The 21,407-nt window shown below is 70.8% G+C and carries 22 protein-coding genes; 7 read left to right on the forward strand and 15 right to left on the reverse strand.

What is annotated here, in order from left to right; translation table 11 throughout:
• Nucleotides 1–65: 65 nt before the first annotated feature.
• Nucleotides 66–293 carry a DUF4287 domain-containing protein gene (locus OHA03_RS17655; RefSeq protein ID WP_030976961.1) on the reverse strand — a complete coding sequence of 76 codons (228 nt, stop codon included), beginning with the start codon at nucleotides 291–293 and terminating at the stop codon, nucleotides 66–68.
• Nucleotides 294–393: 100 nt separating this feature from the next.
• Between OHA03_RS17655 and OHA03_RS17660 the strand changes: the two genes are divergently transcribed.
• Nucleotides 394–711, forward strand: a complete 318-nt coding sequence (locus OHA03_RS17660) for a hypothetical protein (protein WP_267004803.1) — start codon at nucleotides 394–396, stop codon at nucleotides 709–711.
• 99 nt (nucleotides 712–810) lie between these two features.
• Here OHA03_RS17660 and OHA03_RS17665 read toward each other — a convergent pair whose 3' ends face one another.
• The 3 genes from OHA03_RS17665 to OHA03_RS17675 form a co-directional block, all read right to left on the reverse strand.
• Nucleotides 811–1,641: a hypothetical protein gene (locus tag OHA03_RS17665; protein WP_267008078.1), complete on the reverse strand. Its 831-nt coding sequence runs from the start codon at nucleotides 1,639–1,641 to the stop codon at nucleotides 811–813.
• A gap of 496 nt (nucleotides 1,642–2,137) precedes the next feature.
• Nucleotides 2,138–3,358 (reverse strand): acetyl-CoA C-acetyltransferase, encoded by a 1,221-nt coding sequence (locus OHA03_RS17670; RefSeq protein WP_267004804.1) that lies wholly within the window; start codon nucleotides 3,356–3,358, stop codon nucleotides 2,138–2,140.
• A gap of 198 nt (nucleotides 3,359–3,556) precedes the next feature.
• Nucleotides 3,557–4,678 (reverse strand): SGNH/GDSL hydrolase family protein, encoded by a 1,122-nt coding sequence (locus tag OHA03_RS17675; RefSeq protein WP_267008079.1) that lies wholly within the window; start codon nucleotides 4,676–4,678, stop codon nucleotides 3,557–3,559.
• Nucleotides 4,679–4,834: 156 nt separating this feature from the next.
• Here OHA03_RS17675 and OHA03_RS17680 point away from each other — a divergent pair, with 156 nt between their 5' ends.
• Nucleotides 4,835–6,238 carry a cystathionine beta-synthase gene (locus tag OHA03_RS17680; RefSeq protein ID WP_267004805.1) on the forward strand — a complete coding sequence of 468 codons (1,404 nt, stop codon included), beginning with the start codon at nucleotides 4,835–4,837 and terminating at the stop codon, nucleotides 6,236–6,238.
• 298 nt (nucleotides 6,239–6,536) lie between these two features.
• Here the strand turns inward: OHA03_RS17680 and OHA03_RS17685 are convergent, their stop codons facing one another.
• Nucleotides 6,537–7,373 carry a helix-turn-helix transcriptional regulator gene (locus tag OHA03_RS17685; protein WP_267004806.1) on the reverse strand — a complete coding sequence of 279 codons (837 nt, stop codon included), beginning with the start codon at nucleotides 7,371–7,373 and terminating at the stop codon, nucleotides 6,537–6,539.
• Between the two features lie 152 nt (nucleotides 7,374–7,525).
• Here OHA03_RS17685 and OHA03_RS17690 point away from each other — a divergent pair, with 152 nt between their 5' ends.
• Nucleotides 7,526–8,287, forward strand: a complete 762-nt coding sequence (locus tag OHA03_RS17690; protein WP_267004807.1) for an SDR family oxidoreductase — start codon at nucleotides 7,526–7,528, stop codon at nucleotides 8,285–8,287.
• A gap of 11 nt (nucleotides 8,288–8,298) precedes the next feature.
• Here the strand turns inward: OHA03_RS17690 and OHA03_RS17695 are convergent, their stop codons facing one another.
• The 6 genes from OHA03_RS17695 to OHA03_RS17720 form a co-directional block, all read right to left on the reverse strand.
• Nucleotides 8,299–8,721, reverse strand: a complete 423-nt coding sequence (locus OHA03_RS17695) for a hypothetical protein (protein WP_267004808.1) — start codon at nucleotides 8,719–8,721, stop codon at nucleotides 8,299–8,301.
• A 196-nt stretch (nucleotides 8,722–8,917) separates the two neighbouring features.
• Nucleotides 8,918–10,324 carry a cytosine permease gene (locus tag OHA03_RS17700; protein ID WP_267004809.1) on the reverse strand — a complete coding sequence of 469 codons (1,407 nt, stop codon included), beginning with the start codon at nucleotides 10,322–10,324 and terminating at the stop codon, nucleotides 8,918–8,920.
• Nucleotides 10,325–10,342: 18 nt separating this feature from the next.
• Entirely contained in the window at nucleotides 10,343–11,302 is a 960-nt protein-coding gene (locus tag OHA03_RS17705; protein ID WP_267004810.1) for an ABC transporter substrate-binding protein, read from the reverse strand.
• 11 nt (nucleotides 11,303–11,313) lie between these two features.
• A complete protein-coding gene (locus OHA03_RS17710) occupies nucleotides 11,314–11,976 on the reverse strand; it encodes an ABC transporter permease (RefSeq protein ID WP_267004811.1) in 663 nt (220 codons plus the stop codon).
• A gap of 3 nt (nucleotides 11,977–11,979) precedes the next feature.
• On the reverse strand, nucleotides 11,980–12,624 hold the full coding sequence (locus OHA03_RS17715) for an ABC transporter permease (RefSeq protein ID WP_030926916.1): 645 nt from the start codon (nucleotides 12,622–12,624) through the stop codon (nucleotides 11,980–11,982).
• Entirely contained in the window at nucleotides 12,621–13,751 is a 1,131-nt protein-coding gene (locus tag OHA03_RS17720) for an ABC transporter ATP-binding protein (RefSeq protein ID WP_267004812.1), read from the reverse strand. The genes OHA03_RS17715 and OHA03_RS17720 overlap by 4 nt, the downstream gene beginning before the upstream one ends.
• Nucleotides 13,752–13,907: 156 nt before the next feature.
• On the opposite strand from OHA03_RS17720, the gene OHA03_RS17725 reads away from it, so the two are divergent.
• The 3 genes from OHA03_RS17725 (at nucleotide 13,908) to OHA03_RS17735 (ending at nucleotide 17,080) form a co-directional block, all read left to right on the forward strand.
• Nucleotides 13,908–15,485 carry an aromatic amino acid ammonia-lyase gene (locus tag OHA03_RS17725; protein ID WP_267008080.1) on the forward strand — a complete coding sequence of 526 codons (1,578 nt, stop codon included), beginning with the start codon at nucleotides 13,908–13,910 and terminating at the stop codon, nucleotides 15,483–15,485.
• Complete coding sequence (locus tag OHA03_RS17730; RefSeq protein WP_267004813.1) at nucleotides 15,482–16,324, forward strand: MurR/RpiR family transcriptional regulator; 843 nt, start codon at nucleotides 15,482–15,484, stop codon at nucleotides 16,322–16,324. The genes OHA03_RS17725 and OHA03_RS17730 overlap by 4 nt, the downstream gene beginning before the upstream one ends.
• A gap of 168 nt (nucleotides 16,325–16,492) precedes the next feature.
• Nucleotides 16,493–17,080: a hypothetical protein gene (locus OHA03_RS17735; protein WP_267004814.1), complete on the forward strand. Its 588-nt coding sequence runs from the start codon at nucleotides 16,493–16,495 to the stop codon at nucleotides 17,078–17,080.
• Nucleotides 17,081–17,096: 16 nt separating this feature from the next.
• On the opposite strand, the gene OHA03_RS17740 is transcribed toward OHA03_RS17735, so the two are convergent.
• The 4 genes from OHA03_RS17740 to OHA03_RS17755 all read right to left on the reverse strand — a co-directional run bounded on the left by OHA03_RS17740 (nucleotide 17,097) and on the right by OHA03_RS17755 (nucleotide 19,344).
• Nucleotides 17,097–17,471 carry a hypothetical protein gene (locus OHA03_RS17740; RefSeq protein ID WP_030976993.1) on the reverse strand — a complete coding sequence of 125 codons (375 nt, stop codon included), beginning with the start codon at nucleotides 17,469–17,471 and terminating at the stop codon, nucleotides 17,097–17,099.
• A gap of 78 nt (nucleotides 17,472–17,549) precedes the next feature.
• Nucleotides 17,550–18,017 (reverse strand): roadblock/LC7 domain-containing protein, encoded by a 468-nt coding sequence (locus OHA03_RS17745; protein WP_267004815.1) that lies wholly within the window; start codon nucleotides 18,015–18,017, stop codon nucleotides 17,550–17,552.
• A 38-nt stretch (nucleotides 18,018–18,055) separates the two neighbouring features.
• Complete coding sequence (locus OHA03_RS17750) at nucleotides 18,056–18,799, reverse strand: helix-turn-helix domain-containing protein (RefSeq protein WP_267008081.1); 744 nt, start codon at nucleotides 18,797–18,799, stop codon at nucleotides 18,056–18,058.
• A 116-nt stretch (nucleotides 18,800–18,915) separates the two neighbouring features.
• Entirely contained in the window at nucleotides 18,916–19,344 is a 429-nt protein-coding gene (locus OHA03_RS17755; protein WP_267004816.1) for a hypothetical protein, read from the reverse strand.
• A gap of 269 nt (nucleotides 19,345–19,613) precedes the next feature.
• On the opposite strand from OHA03_RS17755, the gene hutU reads away from it, so the two are divergent.
• Entirely contained in the window at nucleotides 19,614–21,275 is a 1,662-nt protein-coding gene (gene hutU, locus OHA03_RS17760) for a urocanate hydratase (protein ID WP_093776571.1), read from the forward strand.
• The last annotated feature ends 132 nt before the right edge of the window (nucleotides 21,276–21,407 follow it).

The following is a 21,407-nucleotide window of genomic DNA, read 5'->3' on the forward strand; positions in this document are numbered from 1 at the left end:
GCACGACGGAACGGCCCGCAGGCACACCGCCTGCGGGCCGTTCCGCTTGTCCGGATCTCGTACGCCTAAAGCAGCTTCCGCGCCGCCCGTCTCAGGTCGTACTCGTGGATGAGTGCCTTCGCGTGTCCATAGGCGAGGTCGTGTTCGCTCCGCAGCCAGCTGACCTTCTCGTCGAACCGGAGGGCGGGGCCTTCGTCGACGGTGCGGAGCCAGTCGGAGACTTCACGACCGGTGCAGCGGGGGATTCGGGAGAGCAGATTGCGATGGGTCTCTTCGGAGAAGACATGGTTCATCGGCGCCTCCGACGCATTGCGCGTTGCTGGTCCTTCCCGACACCGTGCCTGAGCGTCGGCCCGTTGGCAACCATCACGGACCGGCGCGTAGGCTCACTGAGTGCTCGATACGACCCCGCTGATCACCGCCGTGGACCGATTTGCCGACCGGCTGCGTGCCGCCCCGCAGAGCAGGCTGCAGCGCGGAGCCGCCGCCGAAGGGCTGGCCACGGCCAGGGAATTGGCCGTACGGGCCCAGCGCATCGAGGCGCCGGACCGTGAGCCGCGCATCCTGCCGGACGTCGGGATGTTCGCAATCGGCGACCAACTTGCGGTCGTGGGGCGGGACTTGGCGGCGGCACTGGAAACGGCCCCCTCCGTGGAGCTGGACGAGGCCGTGCGATTCGTGGAGGAAGCGACCGCCCGGGCATTCGCGTAGCGGCCTTCGGGCAGCGGCCGGGCGGGAGCCGCTGCGGGGAACCCGGGCTTCCCGGAAGGTTCCCGGGGGCTCCAGGGTTCCGGGAGTGCTTCCGGTGGCTCAGAACGAGGCGATGACCCGGTCGGCGAGAATGTAGACGTTCTCCTTGCCGCAGGAGAACGTCAGTGCGTACGCGCCGGAGACACCGGAGCCGCCCAGCAGCACCGGGTGCTCACCGGCCAGCAGCGCTCGGCCGAGCTGCTCGGCCGTCTCGCGGTGGCCGGGGGTCATGCAGAGCGTGGTTCCGTCGGCGAAGACATAGACATCGAGGGTGCCGAGCGGGCCGGGCCGGACATCGGCGAGCTCGGTACGGCGGTCGGCGAGCTCCTCCAGCCGGCTCACGGTGCGCTCGTGGTCGGTGACGACCGGGGTCTGCACCGGCACGAAGTCGGGGTGCGAGGGGTGACGGCGACGGGCCGCGGCCAGCTCGGGGGAGTCCTCGGCGAACTCCACCGTCTCGGGCAGCTCGGTTATCTCCGCCAGCTCGGCCAGCTCCGTCAGCTCTTCGAGCGCCTCGGTGGCGTCGAGGTCCATGGCCTCCAGGCCCGCGAAGTCGGCCTGGCGCGGCAGGAAGAACGGCGCGTCCTCGCCGATCCCGGAGAGACCGCCCAGCAGGGACGGGGCGTCGGCGGCGTCGCGTGCCTCCTGGGAGGCCCAGAAGGCACGGGCCTCGGCGAGCTCGCGCTCACGCTCCTCGGCGAGTGCTTCGGCCACAGCAGCGCGTATCTCGGCGGCGGGGGTAGCCGTGGCGCGGCTCTGCGGCGGCACCGAGGCGGTACGGGCGTGGCCCGCGGCCAGCTCGATGCGCAGGGCCGTGACCTGCTTGCGCAGCCCGTGAGCAGCGTGCAGCGCAGCAGCGCCCACAGCCGTCGCAGCGGCGGTGGTCAGCAACAGGGCAAGAGGCATGATGCTCACTGACATACTCCCGGTTTCAATTGATCCCACGACTTCCTACATCAGCTTGGCCTGCACCTGCGCCCGTTGTCAGTGCATTACGTCACGAATTGGACAGGTCTTTGGGTCGCGTGTTTACCCCTGATGCGGGTGTGACCTGCAAAAACACCTCTCCCCCAGGAGATAGGTCACATCCTGGGGGAGATTCGGTCACGGTCGGGGCTCGGAACCGGCCACGTCGTGGGTGGGTGAGCCGCCGGGAGAGGCCTGCCCGGCGGTTCCGGGAGTGATCAGCTCAGCTCGGCCGCTCGGGCCTGTGGTCGCGTTCGCTTCGCTTCCGCTGCGGGCAGGCGCCGCCTTCGTACCTCAGGCGCCCCCTACCCTCCGCTGCAGCTCAGCTCAGCCGCTCGGGCCTGTGGTCGCGTTCGCTTCGCTTCCGCTGCGGGCAGGCGCCGCCTTCGTACCTCAGGCGCCCCCTACCCTCCGCTGCAGCTCAGCTCAGCCGCTCGATGACCATCGCCATGCCCTGGCCGCCGCCCACGCACATGGTCTCCAGGCCGAACTGCTTGTCGTGGAACTGCAGGCTGTTGATCAGCGTGCCGGTGATCCGGGCGCCGGTCATGCCGAAGGGGTGGCCGACGGCGATCGCGCCACCGTTGACGTTGACCTTCTCCAGCGGCAGGCCGAGGTCGCGGTAGGAGGGGATCACCTGGGCGGCGAACGCCTCGTTGATCTCGGCCAGGTCGATGTCGTCGATGGTGAGCCCGGCGCGCTTCAGCGCCTGCTTGCTGGCCTCCACCGGTCCGTACCCCATGATCTCGGGGGAGAGGCCGGAGACGCCGGTCGAGACGATCCGGGCCAGCGGGGTCAGACCCAGCTCGCGCGCCTTCGTGTCGGACATGATCACGAGCGCGGCGGCGCCGTCGTTGAGCGGGCAGCAGTTGGCGGCGGTGACCAGGCCGTCGGGGCGGAAGACCGGCTTCAGGCCCTGCACGCCCTCCAGCGTGACGCCCGCGCGCGGGCCGTCGTCCTGGGAGACGACCGTGCCGTCGGGGGTCGTGACCGGGGTGATCTCACGCGCCCAGAAGCCGTTCTTGATGGCTTCCTCGGCGAGGTTCTGCGACCGTACGCCGAACTCGTCCATGTCCTGACGGGTGACGCCCTTGAGCCGGGCCAGGTTCTCAGCGGTCTGCCCCATCGCGATGTACGCGTCCGGGACGAGACCGTCCTCGCGCGGGTCGTGCCAGCTCGCACCGGTCTCCGCGGCGCGCGCGGCGGTGCGGGCCTCGGCCTCGGCGAAGAGCGGGTTGTGCGTGTCCGGCAGGCTGTCGGAGTTGCCCTTCACGAAGCGGGACACCATCTCGACACCGGCCGAGATGAAGACGTCGCCCTCGCCGGCCTTGATGGCGTGCAGCGCCATGCGGCTCGTCTGCAGGGAGGACGAGCAGTAACGGGTGACCGTACAGCCGGGAAGGTGGTCCATCCCCATCTGCACGGCGATGATGCGGCCCAGATTGTTGCCCTGCTCGCCGCCGGGGAGGCCGCAGCCGAGCATCAGGTCGTCGATGTGCTTCGGGTCCAGCTCGGGGACCTTGGCCAGCGCGGTCTGGATGATCGTGGCGGTCAGGTCGTCCGCCCGCAGGTCCTTCAGCGAACCCTTGAAGGCCCGGCCGATGGGGGAACGGGCAGCAGAGACGATCACGGCTTCAGGCATCACGCGGCTCCATGAGGGCTGGAAGGCCGGCTGTCCGGCAGGACTGACCGGCAGACCTGACGGGCAGGACTGCCTTGGAAGTTACCCGGCCGTATCGCTGAGGTCACCCGGCAGGCCATGTGATGCGGACCTCTTTTCTAAGCGACCGCTCAGTCGAGTGGACGGGGTCGGTGGACGGGGTCGAGTGCATGCGGATGTTCAGGCGTGCCGGGGCGCGGGATCAGCGCCCGCGTCCCCGCCCGGGTGCACGTCGGGGTTTTTGCCGGCGGGGTGCTGCCCGTCCGGATGCTGTCCGTCCGGGTGCTGTCCGTCCGGATACGGATGGGACCGCGCCAGGGGCTCCGGCTGAGGCTGAGGCTGCGGCTCCGTGGCCGTCGGCAGACGCCGCCGCCTGCGGTGCTTGAGCAGGGCCCAGGGCGCCCGCGCCCCCGTGACCTCCGTACCGGCCTCCCGGGCCGCCTGGGACGCCGCCTTGGCCACCGGCAGCATGTCCTCGCGGCGCGAGCCGTCGAGGCGGTCGGACTCCGGCCACAGCCCCAGCACCGCGCACAGGGTCGGCAGCAGCGCCATCGCCGCCGTCGCGTACCCCTCGGCCGACGGGTGGTAGTTGTCCGGGCCGAACAGTTCGCGCGGGTTCGCCTCGAACTCCGGCCCCAGCAGGTCGCCCAGCGACACCGTGCGCCCGCCCTGCTCCACCGAACCGATCGTCTGGGCGGCGGCCAGTTGGCGGCTCGCCCGCCGGGCCAGCCAGCGCAACGGCTGGTAGACCGGCTCGATCGTGCCGAGATCGGGGCACGTGCCGACAACGACCTCCGCGCCAGTCGTGCGCAGCCTGCGCACGGCGGTGGTCAGGCACCGCACCGAATGGGTGGCGGGCATCCGGTGCGTCACATCGTTCGCCCCGATCATGATCACGCAGACGTCGGGCGTACGGGACGTGTCGGCCAGCAGCACCGACACCTGCCGCTCCAGATCGTCCGACCGGGCCCCCGGCTGCGCGACATTCCGCAGATCCACCGGACGCTCGGAGACCGCCGCGAGACCCGAGGCGAGCAGCGCCCCGGGGGTCTGGCCGGCCCTGCGCACGCCCTGACCGGCCGCGGTGGAGTCGCCGAGCAGGCCGAGCAGCAAAGGCTCCGCCGGACCGGTGAAGGCCACCCCGTACCGCCCGTCGGCACTCGGCGGGACGGGCGCGACACCGCCACCCACCTGCCGCTTCGCCAGCTGGACCTCCGCCAGCACCACGCCCACCGCCGCCGCACCGAGCAGTCCGATACTGCCGCCGCCGTAGGCGGCCCCTGCCGCGATCCGCCGTGCCACCCTTGCTCTTGACACAGTCCGGTCCACCTCCTCGTCGCCGTACCGCCGTACATAGAGCTAACTGCCCCGTAACGACCGTCGCCCAATCGCTTCGCCCAATCTCATCCCCGTACGCATACGCTGGCCGCACCATCTCGGAGACCCCGGAGTAACACGGTGCAATTTCACGATTCGATGATCAGTCTCGTTGGCAATACCCCGCTGGTGAGGCTGCGCAGTGTGACGGCCGGCATCGAGGCGACGGTGCTGGCCAAGGTCGAGTACTTCAACCCCGGCGGTTCGGTCAAGGACCGCATCGCCCTCCGCATGATCGAGGCGGCCGAGGAGAGCGGCGCGCTGCAGCCCGGCGGCACGATTGTCGAGCCGACGAGCGGCAACACGGGCGTCGGCCTGGCGATCGTCGCGCAGCAGAAGGGCTACAAGTGCATCTTCGTCTGCCCGGACAAGGTGTCCACGGACAAGATCAATGTGCTGCGCGCGTACGGTGCCGAGGTCGTCGTCTGCCCGACGGCCGTCGACCCCGAGCACCCGGACTCGTACTACAACGTGTCCGACCGGCTGGTCCGTGAGACGCCGGGCGCCTGGAAGCCCGACCAGTACTCGAACCCGAACAACCCGCGCTCGCACTACGAGACCACCGGTCCCGAACTGTGGGAGCAGACGGACGGGAAGATCACCCACTTCGTGGCGGGCGTGGGCACCGGTGGCACGATCACCGGCACCGGCCGCTATCTGAAGGAGGTCAGCGGCGGCTCGGTCAAGATCGTCGGCGCGGACCCGGAGGGCTCGGTCTACTCCGGCGGCTCCGGACGCCCCTATCTGGTCGAGGGCGTCGGCGAGGACTTCTGGCCGAGCGCGTACGACAGCACGGTCACGGACGAGATCGTCGCGGTGTCCGACAAGGACTCCTTCCAGATGACCCGCCGGCTCGCCAAGGAGGAGGGCCTGCTCGTCGGCGGTTCCTGCGGCATGGCGGTCGTGGCGGCCCTGGAGGTCGCGCAGCGCCTCGGCCCGGACGACGTGGTCGTCGTACTCCTGCCGGACAGCGGCCGCGGCTACCTGAGCAAGATCTTCAACGACGAGTGGATGGCCGACTACGGCTTCCTGGAGGACACCGGCCCGTCGGCGCGTGTCGGGGACGTACTCGCCCACAAGGAAGGCGCGATCCCGACGCTCGTCCACATGCACCCGGAGGAGACCGTCGGCGAGGCGATCGACGTCCTGCGCGAGTACGGAGTCTCACAGATGCCGATCGTGAAGCCGGGCGCCGGGCACCCGGACGTGATGGCCGCAGAGGTCATCGGTTCGGTGGTGGAGCGGGAGCTGCTGAACGCGCTGTTCGCGCAGCGCGCCTCGCTCACCGACCCGCTGGAGAAGCACATGTCGCCGCCGCTGCCGCAGGTCGGCTCGGGCGAACCGGTCGAGGACCTGATGTCGGTGCTCAGCGGTGCGGACGCCGCGGACGCGGCGATCGTCCTGGTGGAGGGCAAGCCGAAGGGTGTCGTGAGCAGGCAGGACCTGCTGTCGTTCCTGGCGAAGGACGCCGGTCCGAAGCAGTAGAACGGGAATCGGGGCTTCGTGAAAACGGTACGAGCACGACACGTACCCGCAGCACCGGCTTAACACGGCTCCGGCAGATTAGTGGGTGTCGGCAGGGAAACCCGCCGACACCCGAGACGGCGACACGGACTACGGAGCGGCTCCCGGACCTCCACTGTCGCCAGGACGCGATCAGCCGGCCCTGACCCGGACCCGCGTCCCTCGCGGGGACCGCCGTCGTCCCGCCCCCTGGGAAACCGGGGGTGCGGCGGTCCCTGCGACATACCTCCAGGCGCGTCCATCAGCGGCCGAGGGCCGCTCATCCGGCGGGCGCGGCCGCCCAGCTCGCCAGGAGCGCGATCCGCTCAGCAGTCGCGGTGTCCGGCTCCGGCGTATAGACGACCAGTGACTGGTCGGGGTCACCGGGCAGCGCCAGCGTCTCGTACGGAAGCGTCAGTTCGCCTGCCACGGGATGCTGGATGCGCTTGACCCCGTACGTCTTCGCCTTGACCTGATGGTCCGCCCACAGCCGCCGGAAGTCCTCACTCCGCAACGACAGCTCGCCGACCAGCGTGGCGAGCTGTCTGTCCGTCGGGTGCAGCCCGGCATCCAGCCGCAGATGCGAGACCGTCTCCGCCGCCACTGCCGCCCACTCCGGGTACAGCTCGCGCGCCGCCGGTTCCAGGAACACCTGGCGCGGCATGTTGCGCGCGGCGGCGGGCATCCGGGAGAAACCGACGACGGCGTCGCCCAGGGTGTTCCAGGCCAGCACGTCCATGCGGCGGCCCAGGATGAACGCGGGGGCCCGGTCGATGGTGTCCAGCAACAGCCGCAGGCCGGGCCGTACCCGCTGCGCGGCAGCCGGCCGCTCGCCGCGTGCCTTCGTGCTCGGCCGGGCCACGGTGTGCAGATACGCCAGCTCCGTCTCGTCCAGCCGCAGAACCCGGGCGACCGCGTCGAGCACCGCGTCCGAGACGCTCGGTCCGCGCCCCTGTTCCAGCCGGATGTAGTAGTCGACGCTCACCCCCGCGAGCTGTGCGACCTCCTCGCGGCGCAGCCCCGGGACCCGGCGTCGGCCGTATGCCTGCAGGCCTACGTCCTCGGGCTGAATCCGTGCGCGTCGCGAGCGGAGAAAGTCTCCGAGATCCCCATCCATGCGTTCGATCCTAGGAGACGGGCCGGAGCGGAGCCTGGTACTGCCGGACCCAGGAAAGACGCATCCCTGGGTAACGGGTGCCGGGCGGCGAAGAGTGGAGCCTGCCACCGGGGGGAAGCCCGGCGGACACCACGGAGCGCAAGGAGCACGCCATGTCGTACGAGACCCTCGCCGGCCGCACCGCTGTCGTCACCGGAGCCGCCAGCGGTATGGGCGCCGCCATCGCCCTCCTGCTCGCCGCCCGGGGAGCCAGGGTGGCGTTGCTGGCCCGGCGGGCGGACCGGTTGGAAGAAGTGGCCGCCAAGGTCACCGCGGAGGGCGGCGAAGCCCTCGTCGTGGCGGCGGACGTCACCGACCAGACATCCGTCGACGCGGCCGCCGAGCGTGTCCACAACGCCTACGGCGAGGTCGACCTGGTGGTCAACGCGGCCGGAGTGATGCTGCCGAACCCGGTGGACGAGGGCCGCACGGACGAGTGGCAGCGGATGCTCGACACCAATGTGGCGGGCGCGCTGCGGATCATCCGTGCCTTCACCCCCGACCTGGTGGCGGCCGCCGCCGAGGGCCGCACCGCCGACCTGGTGAACATCTCGTCGATCGGCGCGCACATCGCGTTCCCCAACTACGCCGTGTACGGGGCGACGAAGGCGGCACTCAGCTACCTGTCGGCATCCCTGCGCACGGAGCTCGGCCCGCGCGACGTCCGCGTCACGAACATCGAGCCGGGCCTCACCGACACGGAGCTGGGGAGCCACATCGACAACGCGGAGCTGTCCGGCCAGCTGGACGGCATGTTCGACGCGCTGGGCTCCCTGTCCGGGGACGACATCGCCGACCTGGTCGCCTACACCACCAGTCGCCCGCGCCACGTCAACCTGCGCCAGCTGATCGTGCTCCCCACACGCCAGGCGTGACCGGCGGCCGCTCAGTCCTCCCAGTCGGACTTCGCGCGTTCCTCCGAGCGCCGGAACAGCGGCCGACTGCGGACCACCTGGGCGACATTCACCCCGACGATCCCGAGCCAGGCCACGACGAGCCCCTCGATACCGGCGTTCGCGACCCCGATCGCGGACAGCGGGATGGCCAGGACCAGCGAGACGATCCCGAACCCGAACCGTTCACCGAAGTTCGCCAGCGGCTCCTGGGGCGCCCGGGCCCCTCGGGCGATCGTGATCTGCTGCTCGGCGAGATGACGCCGGACGCGACGGTCGAGCGTCTCGTCGAGACGCCGGTCGACCTTCTCCAGGAACGAGTCGATGAGCGCTGACTCGTACTCGGGCCCCAGCTCGCTGCGGGCCTGCAGGGTGGCATTGAGCTCTTTCTCGAGCTCGGAGTCACGGGCTTCCATGGCCCAACGGTACGGAGCGAAGGAGTCCGGCGCAGTGGGGCTAGCCCCCCCCCTGTCGGGGGTCGGGGCGTACCGGGGAAGGCCCTCGGTGGCGATGGTCCGCTCGCCGATGGTGACGTCCTCGCTCCTGACGCCGTGGGCGACCGCGCCGGGGCCCACCGGGTCGTGGATGGCCGCGACCCGGTGGGGACCGGGTTCAGCCGGCCGGAACCCGGTCCGGCGAGGTGATCGTGGCCGTCGGGATGTGTGCTGTGTCGCGCCGGGCGAGCAGCCAGTACAGCAGGGCCGGTACGAGCAGGCCGATCACCCAGGAGATGTCCGCGCCGCCCAGCGGCTCCACCAGCGGGCCGGTGTAGAAGGTCGTCGCCAGGAAGGGGAGCTGGGCGACGATGCCCACCGCGTACACCGACAGTGCGTCCCAGCGCCAGGCGCCGTAGCGGCCGTTGGGGTCGGACAGGGCCGGGATGTCGTACCGCTCGCGCGAAATCAGGTAGTAGTCGACGAGGTTGATCGCCGACCACGGGGTGAAGAAGGTCAGCAGGAACAGCAGGAAGTCCTTGAACGAGGTGAGGAAGGTGTCCTTGCCCAGCAGGGCGACCGCCGTGCCCGCGATCATGATGACGGCGATGTACGCCGAGCGGCCGCGCTGCGAGAGCGCCCGCTGCCCGCGGAAGCCGCTGATGCCGGTCACCATCGACATGAACCCGCCGTAGGTGTTCAGCACGTTGATGGTCAGCTTGCCGAGCGCGATCACGAAGTAGAGCAGTGAGGCGATCAGTCCGGTGCCGCCCAGCGAGACCACGTAGCTGACCTGGTCGTCGAGGAACGCCTCGCCCGCGGACGCCGCGACCAGCACGCCGAAGGCCATGGACCACTGGGAGCCGAGCGTCGTGCCGGCCAGCGTCCACCAGAAGGTGGCGCGGGCGCTCGTGTGGCGCGGCAGGTAGCGCGAGTAGTCCGCGACGTAGGGCCCGAACGCCAGTTGCCAGGACGCCGCGATCGACACCGCGAGCAGGAACATCGGCAGGTCGAAGGCGCGGTCGGCAAGGGCGGCGCCGAGATCGATCCGGTCCAGCAGCCGGATACCGAGATAGACGAAGGCCAGTGCACAGACCACGCTGGCGACCCGGCCGAGGACGTGCACGACCCGGTAGCCGATCGCCGCCATCAGCGCGGTGACCACGGCGAAGACGAGGATGCCGGGGGTCTGCCCGAGGTGGGTGAGCTCGCCGACCGCCTGGCCGGCCAGCACGCTGCCGCTGGCGAAGAAGCCGACGTACATCACGACGACGAGGAGCAGCGGCACGACCGCGCCCCGCACCCCGAACTGTGCCCGGCTGGAGATCATCTGGGGCAGGCCCAGCCGGGGGCCCTGCGCCGAGTGCAGCGACATCACCGCTCCGCCGAGCACATTGCCCGCCAGCAGGCCGATCAGGGACCAGAAGGCGCCGCCGCCGAAGATGACCGCGAGCGCGCCGCTGACCACTGCGGTGATCTGGAGGTTCGCGCCGAGCCAGAGGGTGAACTGGGAGAACGCTTTGCCGTGCCGTTCGTCGTCCGGTACGACGTCGATCGAGCGGCGCTCCACGAGAGAGTCGGCCATGGGGGTGCTCCTTTTCGCTTACTTCTGTATCAGGCCGTGCGCCGCGGCCCAGTCGTGCGCCACGTCCTCCGGGTCCTTCTTGTCCTTGTCCACCAGGCGGTTCAGCTCCGTGAGGTCCTTCGTCGTGAGCGTGGCGCCCAGACGGGCCAGTGCCTTGCGGACCGTGGAGTCCGCCGCGCGGTCCGCGATCAGGGGGACCACGTGCTGGCCGGGGATCAGGTTCTTGGGGTCGGTGAGGACCACCCAGCCCTCGGCGGCGATGTCCGTGTCGGTGGTGAAGAGGTTGGCGACGTCGACGTCGCCCTTCTTCAGGGCCCCCTTGACCAGCGGTCCGGAGGAGTCGAGCGACTTGAACTCCTTGAACTCGACTCCGTACACGTCCTTCAGGCCGACCGCCCCGACCGTCCGCTTCTTCACCTCGGGGGCCGCGCCGATGACGAGCTTTCCGTTCTGCTTCGCCAGGTCGGCGAGGGAGGACAGGCCGTATTTCCTGGCGGTCCTCGGGGTGACCACGAAGGCGTCCGAGTCCTCGGCCATGCCGTACGGCAGAATCTGGAGGCCCTTGGGGAGGGCGATGGCCAGGGCGTTCTGCATCTCGCCCTCCTCGGTCGCCTTCGCCTTCGGGTCGAGGTAGTGCAGGAGGGCGCCCTGGTACTCGGGGAGGAGATCGATGTCCCCGCCCTCGAGGGCGGGGATGAGGATCTCGCGGGTACCCAGGTTGGCGCGGACCTTTGTCTTGACTCCGGCGGCCTGCAGGGCTTCGGCGTACAGGTAGCCGAGCACCTGGTTCTCGGTGAAGTTGGCCGTGCCGATGGTGATGCCGCCGGCGCTGGAGCCGGCGCCGCTGCTGCTGCCTCCGCCCTGGCCGTCGAGCGAGGTGATGCCGCTGCTGCAGGCCGCGAGTGCGGGTACGGCGGCCGCGGCGAGGAGGCCGCCCAGCAGGGAGCGGCGGGTGGTGCTGTGGGGCTGGTGGGTCATGAGTGGTCTCCTCAGGCGGTGCGGTGGCGGAAGAGGATGCGCTGCAGTCCGGACAGGGCCAGGTCCAGGGCGACGGCCACGACCGCCACCAGGACCGCGCCGCCCAGTACCTGGACGAGGTCGCGCTGGGCCAGGCCGTCGAAGACGTACCGGCCGAGGCCGCCGAAGCTGACGTACGCGGCGACCGTGGCGGTGGCGACGACCTGGATCAGGGCGAGGCGCAGGCCCGTCATGATCAGAGGGAGGGCGAGGGGGAGTTCCACCTGCCACAGGATCTGGTGGCCACGCATGCCCTGGCCGCGGGCGGCGTCCTTCACCTCCGGGTCGACAGCGGTCATCCCGGCGTAGGTGTTGGTGACGATCGACGGGACGGCGAGGGCGACCAGCGCCACGTACACCGGGGTCATCGACAGGCCGCTGGCCAGGAAGACCAGCACCACCAGGCCGACCGTGGGGAGCGCCCGGCCGAACGACGAGAGGTTGATGGCGAGGAACGCGCCGCGCCCCGTGTGGCCGATGAGCAGGCCGATCGGGAGCGCGATCACCGTCGCGATCAAGGTGGCGAGGAGCGAGTACTGGAGGTGCTCGGCAAGGCGGTGTGCGATGCCGTCCGGGCCCTGCCACTGTTCGGCGTCGGTCAGCCAGGTGCCGAGGTTCGCGAAGAGTTCGTACATCGGTCAGGCCCTCTGCTTCCGCTTCCAGGGGGTGAGCACGTATTGCACGGCCACCAGCGCCGCGTCCGCGACCAGCGCGAGCAGCAGGGTCAGGGCGATGCCGACGACCACCGGGGTCGGGAAGTTGCGCTGGAACCCGTCGGTGAAGAGCTGGCCGAGGCCGCCGTCGCCGATGTATGTGGCCACGCTGACCAGCGAGATCGACATGACCGTGGCGATCCGTACGCCCGCCATGATCACGGGGAGGGCGAGGGGGAGTTCGACGGTGAGCAGGATGCGCAAGGGGCGGGTGCCCATCGCTTTGGCGGCCTCCCTGGTGCGCGCCGGGACCGAGTCCAGGCCCTCGACCGTGTTGCGGAGGAGTACGACCAGTGTGTAGACGGTCAGGCCGATCACCGTGGTGGTGCGGGTGAGGCCCGACACCGGCAGGAGAAGGACGAAGACCGCGATGGACGGGATCGTGAAGAGGATGTTCGACAAGCCCAGGAGGAAGCCGCGCAGGGGCCGTACCCGGTGGGCCAGGACGGCCAGCGGGAGCGAGATCAGCAGGCCGAGGAGCACGGCGGTCAGGGCGGCCTGGAGGTGGGAGACGGTGAGGGTGACGAGGTCGCTCGCGTGGTCGGATATCCACGACCAGTCGATGGTCATGCGCTGCCCTTTCCGGCCGGAGCCGTCATGGGCCGAGGGGCCGCGACCGCTGTGGTGTGGGCGTCCCCCGCCCGTGCGTGGACGGCCTCGCGCGCGGTGACCCCGGTCAGTACGCCCGTGTCGTCGACCCGGGCTATCAGGCCGGCCGGGGAGGCGACCGACTCGTTCAGCGCGGAGAGCAGCGAGTCGGTGTCGCGCAGCGGCCGTACGGGGAGGAGCGGGGCGTCGCCCGCCGGGCCCGACGGAGCGGCTGCCGGGTCCAGCCAGCCGAGGGGTTCGCCCTTGGCGGAGACGACCAGCTGCCAGTCGGCGCGCCCGGCGGGGGCGGGTTCGTCGGCCCGTACCGTCGTCGCCGGCTGTCGGGGGAGATCCGCGAGAGTGCTCAACGAGAGCAGCTTCAGGCCGCGTTCGGCGCCGAGGAAGTCGGCGACGAAGTCGTCGGCCGGGCGCGCGAGGAGTTCGGCGGGCGGTGCGCACTGCACGAGATGACCGCCGGTACGGAAGACGGCGATCCGGTCGCCGAGCCGCACCGCCTCGTCGATGTCATGGGTGACGAAGACGATGGTCTTGTTCAGCTCCTGCTGGAGGCGGAGCAGCTCGTCCTGGAGCTGGGTCCGGACGACGGGGTCGACCGCGCCGAACGGCTCGTCCATCAGCAGCACCGGCGGATCGGCGGCGAGCGCACGCGCGACACCGACGCGCTGCTGCTGGCCGCCGGAGAGCTGGTGCGGGTAGCGCTTGGCGGCGTCTGCCGGAAGTCCGACCGTCTCCAGCAGCTCGGCCGCGCGGGCCCGGGCGCGCTTGCGTCCGTGGCCCAGCAGCAGCGGGACCGTGGCGATGTTGTCGAGGATCGTGCGGTGCGGAAAGAGCCCGGCCTGCTGGATGACGTATCCGATGCCCCGGCGGAGCTCGGCGGCGTCCGCTTCGAGGATGTTCCGGCCGCCGAGCGTGATCGTGCCGGAGCTCGGATCGACCATACGGTTGATCATGCGGAGAGTGGTGGTCTTGCCGCAGCCGGACGAACCGACCAGGACGGTGATGCCGCCCTCCGGCATGGTGAGGCTGAGCTCATGAACTGCTGTCGTGCCGTTCGGGAAACGCTTGTTCACTGCGTCGAATTTGATCATCGGTCGTCCCTTGCCCCGGCTGCATATAGTCATGCAGAGTTCTCGTTGACTGAATAGGTTGTCAATGCCTCGGGGTAAAACACTGGTTACAGAAGCCCGAGCGGCGAGATGCAGTGTCTGAATGAGGAGGGTTCGCGCATGATGTCGTCCCACATGATGGACTCCTCGCCCTTCGGTGGGTGGGCCGCGGACCAAGCCGTCTCCGTCGTCGAGCTCGACGGCCAGACCCTTCCCGTCGCCGACGTCGTCCGGATCGCCCGTGGTACCGCCCGGCCCGTGCCCGGCGTCGAGGCGATGAAGCGTGTCGACCGGTCCTGGTCCGCAGCCCGGGAGCTCGCCGCGACCGGGCGAGTGTACGGGCGCTCCACCGGGGTCGGCGCCAATCGCAACGAGGGTGTCCCCACCGAGGCCGCCGCCGATCACGGGCTGCGCCTGCTGCGCAGCCACGCCGGGGCCATCGGTGACCCGCTGCCCGCCCGCGAGGTCCGTGCCATGCTCGCCGTGCGCGCCAATCAGCTGCTTGCGGGCGGCGCCGGACTGCGGCCCGGCGTCGTCGTCGGTCTCTGTGAGGCGCTGGAGGCCGGCGCGCACCCGGTGGTCAACGAGTTCGGTTCGGTCGGTACCGGGGACATCGCCGCCCTCGCCCAGGTCGGCCTCGCGCTCGCCGGGGAGCACCCCTGGCAGGGGCCCGGCGCCGCGCCCGGGCCCCAGTCACTCGACAACAACGACGCCCTTGCCCTGATCAGCAGCAATGCCCTCACCCTCGGCCAGGCCGCTCTCGGGCTCGACGAGCTGCGCCGGCTCGTCACCGCCACCGAAGCGGTCGCCGCGCTCTCGCTGCTCGCGGTCGACGGTTCGTACGAGGCGTACGCCGAACCGGTCCACGCCGCCCGTCCGCACCCCGGCTCGTACCAGGTCGCGGCGCGGATGCGGCAGTTGCTCGGCGCGCCCGACCGTCCGGGGCCGCCGCTCGGCCGGATCCAGGACCCGTACGGCTTCCGCTGTCTGCCGCAGATCCACGGCCCGGCGCAGGACGCCGCCGACGCACTCGAGCGTGTCCTCGCCGTCGAGATCAACGCCGCTGCCGAGAACCCGCTGATCTGCCCGGACGCCGGTCTCAACGACAGCCCCGCCGCCTACCACCACGGCGGCTTCTACATGGCCCAACTCGCCCTGGCTCTAGACCACTTCAGGCTTGCGGTCACCCAGGTCGCCCGGCTCTCCACCTCCCGGCTCTCGGCTCTCAACGAGCCGTCCTTCACCCGGCTGCGGCCGTTCCTCGCGGACGGCGAGCCCGCCGCCTCGGGCGTGATGATTCTGGAGTACGCGGCCGGGGCCGCCCTCGGAGATCTGCGGGCGTTCTCCGCGCCCGCCTCGCTCGGGCATGCCGTGCTCTCCCGCGGCGTCGAGGAGCAGGCCAGCTTCGCCTCGCTGGCCGCCCGTCAGACACTGCGTGCCTGCAACGCCTACCGGCAGGTCGTCGCCTGCGAACTCGTTTCCGCCGTACGGGCGTTGCGCCTGCGTGACCTGCGGCCCGATCCTGATCTGCCGGTCGGGCGGGCGTTCGCGCTGGCAGATTCGTTGCTCGACGCCGAGCTCGCGGACCGGCCGCTCACCGATGATGTGAAGGCGGCGGCAGGGGAACTGCTCGACCGCTGCACGGATCTGTGGAACACCGGACTCACCGGAACGAGCCGGGACACCGGACTCGCCAGTACAAGGGGGACAGCATGAGCAGCCCGGCCGCGCGGTTGCAGCAGCTCTTCGAGGGGCACCGGCTCACGCCCACCCAGCGGCGGATCGCGCACTCCATGGTCCGGCGGGCCGCCGATGTGCCGTTCCTGTCCAGCGTGGAACTGGCCGAGCTGGCCGGGGTCAGCCAGCCGTCCGTCACCCGCTTCGCCGTCGCGCTCGGCTTCGACGGGTATCCGGCGCTGCGCAAGCACCTGCGGGAGGTCGCGCCCGGATCCGGTGAGGCGGCGGGCGCCGTCGACGACACGTACAACGAATACCAGCAGGCCGTCCACGCCGAGATCGAGAACCTGCAGCACCTCGCCGAGCTGCTCGCCGACCCCACTCCCGTCGAGCGGGCGGGACGGCTGCTCGCCGCGTCACGGCCGCTGCCCGTGCTCGGGCTGCGCGCCGCCTCCTCGCAAGCGCGTGGCTTCGGCTACTTCGCGGCCAAGGTCCACCCGGATGTGCGGGTGCTCGACGAGGGCGGCAGCATGCTGCGCGACCGCATCGACGCCGCGCGGCGGGCGGGAGCGAGCGCGCTGGTCTGCTTCGCGCTGCCGCGCCACCCGAAGGAGGTCGTGGACGCGCTCGCGTACGCCCAGGAACAGGGGCTGACCGTGGTGTCGGTGGCCGATTCGGCGTTCGCCCCGGTGGCCAAACACAGCGATCTGCTGATTCCGGCGGCCGTCGGCACCGGGCTCGCCTTCGACACGGCGTGTGCGCCGATGCTGCTGGGGCGGGTGCTGCTGGAGGCGATGTGCGACGACCTGCCCGACGCGCAGGCGCGGCTGGAGGAGTTCGACGCACGGGCGGCGGCGCGCGGTCTGTTCGCCGAGTGAGCGCGGGGCCGGGGCCACTGCCGGGGAGGGGAGTGGTCCTGCCGGGCGGGGACGGCACGGCGGACGCCCGGTACTGACGGACGCTCGGCCGGGAACCCAGGAATCACTGCGGATTTTCAGAAAATGCTCAGACACGACCACTAATCTGCGCCCACGGAAACAGCACCGATGGCTGTCGAGAGGGGTACGGACGTGGGGCGCGGAGCGCAGTCGCTGGCAAGGGTGGCCGTGATCGTACGGGCCGGAGCCGTACCGCTGTGGTGGCCGGGGCTGCTAGCCGCCGCTGTCGGCGCGCTCGTTCCGGGGCTCACCGGCCGGCGGATCGGACTGCTCGCGGGAGCCGCGCTGTTCCTGGTCACCGCAGTGGTGGTGGCGCTCGCCCGCGGAGGCAGGTACGCGGAACTGGCCCGGGCCGCCACCCGTGCCGGGCGGACCGACTTCCTCCAGGACCGGGCCGTGACCGTACGCAACTGGCGTCGCGGGCACCGGTGGTGGCTGCTGGGCGGGTTCCTCGTGGCGATCGCCAGTGGGTTCCTGCTGCCCGGCGCCGGTGGGCTGGTGCTCGCGGGTGCCGGGGCCGGGCTCTGGCTCAAGGCGGTGCGGATCGGACAGCGGGAGCGCAGGGACGACGTCCTGTACTGGGTGCGGACCGACTGGGTGGAGAAGGGGCGGCCGACGGGCAAGCGGGTCGCGGCGTACCGGACGACCGGGCCGGTGGCGGGCGACGCCGCGCCCGGTGGGGCGCGGCGTCGCTGAGGGAGTGCTGCGGAGGTCAGACCTCCAGTTCGGCCTCGATCCGCTTCAGCTGGTGGCGGGCCATCGCCAGGTTGGCGCGGGCGGCGTCCAGCACCAGGTAGAGGAAGAGACCGTTGGTGCCGCGCGCCTTGAGCAGCCGGATCAGGTGGTACTGGGCGCCGAGGGTGATCAGGATGTCCTCGATCTCGTCCTTGATGCCGAGGTGTTCCATCGTGCGGAGTTTGGCACGTACGACATCGGTGTTGCCCGCGGCCGCGACATCCAGGTTGAAGTCCTTGCCGCCGCCGAGGGTGCCCAGCGCCATGCCGCTGGTGTAGTCGACGAGTGCGACACCGAGGGTGCCCTCGATGGAGGTCATTGCTTCCTTGAGTGACGCTTCGGTGTTGGCCATGAGTGCTCGTTTCCTTTCCTTGCCGGCCGAGGTGACCGGCTCCGTCATCTGGCGTTGCTGGTGCGGATGTGACTGGTATTACGTGCGGTGCGGGAGGGGACCGCTGGGGGGCGGGGTGCGTGGGCGCGGGGCGTGCGACGCGGGCGCGGGCTGTGCGGTGCGTTGCAGTGCGGCGTCGACCAGTTCGCCGATCCGGGTGCTCGCCCGGCGGCCTTCCAGGTGGAGCCGGCCGACGTTGATCCGGTCCTCGGCCAGGAGCGTGAGGACGGCGGAGGAGCCCGCCGCGTACGTGGCGATGTAGCCGGTCTCGCCTCGTACGAGCAGTTCGCGGAAGCCGCCCCGGCCGGTTGCCTCCGCCATCCGGAGCGCGACGCCGAGCGAGGCCGCGGTGAGTGCGGCGACGCCCTCCGCCTCCACTCCCGGGGTGTCCTGGGCCAGGACCAGTCCGTCGGTGCTGGCCGCCAGCGCGCCCGCGAGGAGCGGAACCCGGGCGCGCAGCCGCTGGAGTTCGGCCAGGACGTCCTGGACTTCGGCCTCGGGAACCATCAGTTGTCTCCTCCCGGCACGCTGTCTGAGCGCGCGTATCACAGGGCCTCCAATGCGTCTCTGAGCCGGCGCAGCAGGGCGACGTCGGGGTCGGCCGTGACCTCGGGAAGCGTGATCCGGCCGGGCGCGGAGGCGGACGGGGCCGCCGTCTGCCTGACCGCTTCGACCAGTCCGGCGGCCGTGAGCCGCCGCAGGTCGACGAGGATGTGGAACGCCGAGCGGCCCAGGTGCTGTGCGATGTCGGATGCCGTACGCACTCCGTCCACCAGGTCGAGTACGCGTCGCCGACGCGACGGGACGGGGGCGTCGACGGGATGGGCCGCCCGGACGAGCGGGGCGGTGTCGGTCATCGCGTCGGGCCAGATCCGGTCGAGCAGTTCCCGGCGCCGGAGCGTCTCGCGCTGCACGGCATCGACGGGGACGGGGTGCACGGGACCGATCCAGTGCGAGACCCCGTAACGGAACCGGGCCGGGGTCCGGGTGGGGGCGAGGGCGAAGAAGGCGGCGTCGTACAACGCCCCTAAGTGGCAGAGCTCCAGTGCGCCGCCGGGTATCCGTCCGCTGTCCACCAGGTAGCGGCCGACCCGCTGCCCGGCGCCCGCCTGGGCGACCGCGTCCCACCAGCCGTCGCGGTGCAGGGTGCCGCTCGCGGTGAGCAGGATGTCGATGCCGGGTGTCGCGGGACTCTCGGCGTGCACCACCTGGCCGTCGGCGAGGTAGAGCGTGCCGCGGTCGCGCATCAGCGCGCCGGTGGCGCGCTCGGAGGCGAGGCGCTGGAGCATGGGGGAGAGGGCGGAGGCTGCTCTCACGGGGGAGGTTCTCTCGGGTGAGGTTCGCTCGGAGGCAGTGGTGTCCGAGGAGGTTCTGTCGGGGGGTGTTCTCTCGGGCGCGGTGGTTCTCATGCCAGGACCAACCGCTCCGCCATCTCGCTCAGCCGTATCCGGGCGAGCGCCAGGTTGCCGTCGGAACGGTCGAGCCACAGATGCAGGAAGACGCTGCTGTCGAAGGCCGTCTCGACGAATCGGAGGATGTGGTAGCCGGCGCGGGTGGTGACGATGACGTCCTCCACCGGAGGCGCCGCGCCCGTCCCCGTAACGGCGTTCTCGCCCGGGCCCGGTGAGGGTTCCGGGATGGAGAGGGCGAACGCGGGCTGCTCCGCCGCCATGCGTGCCACCTCGGCCGTCTCGGCGGCGGTCGCCTCGTGATCGCCGTTGGGCGATTCGCCGATGGTGCCCAGGGCGAGACCGCTCGTCCAGTCGACCACCGCGGCGCCGCGGGCACCCGGCAGCCTCATGACTTCGAGCAGGCACTCGTCGATTCCGGGCACGCGGACTCCCTCCCCCGACCGGACACGCGTCTGTGACTCTGAGGCTACGCAACGTGCTCGCCCGGGGTGGGAGTTCTGGCATTTTCCATTGGTACATGCGAAAGACGGTCGGAAACGGTCGCACCCGTTGACGCCCCTGTCACGTTCTGTCCGTCTTCGGTGCCGCTCTCCGGCTTCCGGACAGGTCTTTCGGGCGCGGCCTGTTGACTACAAGTATTCAGAGCGACAGGATGTGAATAGAAGCATCACAGACGCGAGGAGGCATTGCCATGTCAGGACCCCGCCCCGTACGGGCACCGCGCGGTACGGAACTGAGCGCCCTGGGATGGCAGCAGGAAGCCGCCCTCCGCATGCTGCAGAACAACCTCGACCCCGAGGTCGCCGAGCACCCCGACAAGCTCGTCGTCTACGGCGGCACGGGCAAGGCGGCCCGCGACTGGCGCTCGTTCGACGCGATGGTGCGCACGCTGCAGACGCTCAAGCAGGACGAGACGATGCTCGTCCAGTCCGGGCGGCCGGTCGGCGTCATGCAGACCCACGAGTGGGCGCCGCGCGTCCTGATCGCCAACTCCAACCTGGTCGGCGACTGGGCGAACTGGGAGGAGTTCCGCCGCCTGGAGGCGCTCGGGCTCACCATGTACGGCCAGATGACCGCCGGGTCGTGGATCTACATCGGCACGCAGGGCATCCTGCAGGGCACGTACGAGACGTTCGCCGCCGTCGCCGCGAAGAAGTTCAACGGGACGCTTGCCGGGACGATCACCCTGACCGCCGGACTCGGCGGCATGGGCGGCGCCCAGCCGCTCGCGGTCACCATGAACGACGGCGTCGCGATCTGTATCGACTGCGACCCGCGCGCCATCGAGCGCCGCATCGAGCACCGCTACCTGGATGTGCGCGCCGACTCCCTCGAGCACGCGCTCCAGCTCGCCGTCGAGGCGCGCGACGCGCGCAAGCCGCTCTCCATCGGGCTGCTCGGCAACGCGGCGGAGCTGCTGCCCCGGATGCTCGCCGAGGGCGCCCCGATCGACATCGTCACCGACCAGACCAGCGCGCACGACCCGCTCGCGTACCTCCCGATCGGCGTCGACTTCGACGACATGGCCTCGTACGCCGCAGAGAAGCCCGCCGACTTCACGCAGCGGGCCCGCGAGGCGATGGCCAAGCACGTCGAGGCGATGGTCGGCTTCATGGACGCCGGGGCCGAGGTCTTCGACTACGGCAACTCGATCCGCGGCGAGGCCCAGCTGGCGGGCTACGACCGGGCATTCGACTTCCCCGGGTTCGTCCCCGCGTACATCCGGCCGCTGTTCTGCGAGGGCAAGGGCCCGTTCCGCTGGGCCGCGCTGTCCGGCGAGGCGTCGGACATCCACAAGACCGACAAGGCGATGCTCGAACTCTTCCCCGAGAACGAGTCGCTGCACCGGTGGATCAAGATGGCCGGCGAACGCGTCCACTTCCAGGGGCTGCCCGCCCGGATCTGCTGGCTCGGCTACGGCGAGCGCGACCGTGCCGGCGAGCGGTTCAACGACATGGTGGCCAGCGGTGAGCTGGCCGCGCCACTGGCGATCGGCCGCGACCACCTGGACTGCGGGTCGGTGGCGTCCCCGTACCGCGAGACCGAGGCGATGCTCGACGGGTCCGACGCGATTGCGGACTGGCCGCTGCTGAACGCCATGGTCAACGTGGCGTCCGGCGCCTCCTGGGTCTCCATCCACCACGGTGGCGGCGTCGGGATGGGGCGCTCCATCCACGCGGGGCAGGTGACCGTGGCCGACGGCACGAAGCTGGCGGGCGAGAAGATCCGCCGGGTGCTGACGAACGACCCGGGCATGGGCGTCATCCGGCACGTCGATGCCGGGTACGACATCGCGGAGTCCGTTGCCGCGGACAAGGGCGTGCGGGTACCGATGACCGAGGGCGGGCAGTGACGGTGCCCGGCGCGGCCGGCTCGGTGGGGGGTTCGCTGTCGGGCGCGGGTTCACCTGCGCCCACCCTCCGCCGTGGCTCTGAAGGCGGGGGAGACACCTCCCCCGCCCCGCGGAACGAAGGCCCGCAAGTCT

This window comes from Streptomyces sp. NBC_00154 (assembly GCF_026342835.1).
Classification (GTDB): domain Bacteria; phylum Actinomycetota; class Actinomycetes; order Streptomycetales; family Streptomycetaceae; genus Streptomyces.

Excerpts from the sequence above, each read along its gene's own strand:
- OHA03_RS17655 (WP_030976961.1), bottom strand. The coding sequence starts at position 293 with ATGAACCATGTCTTCTCCGAAGAGACCCATCGCAATCTGCTCTCCCGA.
- OHA03_RS17670 (WP_267004804.1), bottom strand. The coding sequence starts at position 3,358 with ATGCCTGAAGCCGTGATCGTCTCTGCTGCCCGTTCCCCCATCGGCCGG.
- OHA03_RS17685 (WP_267004806.1), bottom strand. The coding sequence starts at position 7,373 with ATGGATGGGGATCTCGGAGACTTTCTCCGCTCGCGACGCGCACGGATT.
- OHA03_RS17690 (WP_267004807.1), top strand. The coding sequence starts at position 7,526 with ATGTCGTACGAGACCCTCGCCGGCCGCACCGCTGTCGTCACCGGAGCC.
- OHA03_RS17695 (WP_267004808.1), bottom strand. The coding sequence starts at position 8,721 with ATGGAAGCCCGTGACTCCGAGCTCGAGAAAGAGCTCAATGCCACCCTG.
- OHA03_RS17700 (WP_267004809.1), bottom strand. The coding sequence starts at position 10,324 with ATGGCCGACTCTCTCGTGGAGCGCCGCTCGATCGACGTCGTACCGGAC.
- OHA03_RS17705 (WP_267004810.1), bottom strand. The coding sequence starts at position 11,302 with ATGACCCACCAGCCCCACAGCACCACCCGCCGCTCCCTGCTGGGCGGC.
- OHA03_RS17710 (WP_267004811.1), bottom strand. The coding sequence starts at position 11,976 with ATGTACGAACTCTTCGCGAACCTCGGCACCTGGCTGACCGACGCCGAA.
- OHA03_RS17715 (WP_030926916.1), bottom strand. The coding sequence starts at position 12,624 with ATGACCATCGACTGGTCGTGGATATCCGACCACGCGAGCGACCTCGTC.
- OHA03_RS17720 (WP_267004812.1), bottom strand. The coding sequence starts at position 13,751 with ATGATCAAATTCGACGCAGTGAACAAGCGTTTCCCGAACGGCACGACA.
- OHA03_RS17725 (WP_267008080.1), top strand. The coding sequence starts at position 13,908 with ATGGACTCCTCGCCCTTCGGTGGGTGGGCCGCGGACCAAGCCGTCTCC.
- OHA03_RS17730 (WP_267004813.1), top strand. The coding sequence starts at position 15,482 with ATGAGCAGCCCGGCCGCGCGGTTGCAGCAGCTCTTCGAGGGGCACCGG.
- OHA03_RS17735 (WP_267004814.1), top strand. The coding sequence starts at position 16,493 with ATGGCTGTCGAGAGGGGTACGGACGTGGGGCGCGGAGCGCAGTCGCTG.
- OHA03_RS17740 (WP_030976993.1), bottom strand. The coding sequence starts at position 17,471 with ATGGCCAACACCGAAGCGTCACTCAAGGAAGCAATGACCTCCATCGAG.
- OHA03_RS17745 (WP_267004815.1), bottom strand. The coding sequence starts at position 18,017 with ATGGTTCCCGAGGCCGAAGTCCAGGACGTCCTGGCCGAACTCCAGCGG.
- OHA03_RS17750 (WP_267008081.1), bottom strand. The coding sequence starts at position 18,799 with ATGCTCCAGCGCCTCGCCTCCGAGCGCGCCACCGGCGCGCTGATGCGC.
- hutU (WP_093776571.1), top strand. The coding sequence starts at position 19,614 with ATGTCAGGACCCCGCCCCGTACGGGCACCGCGCGGTACGGAACTGAGC.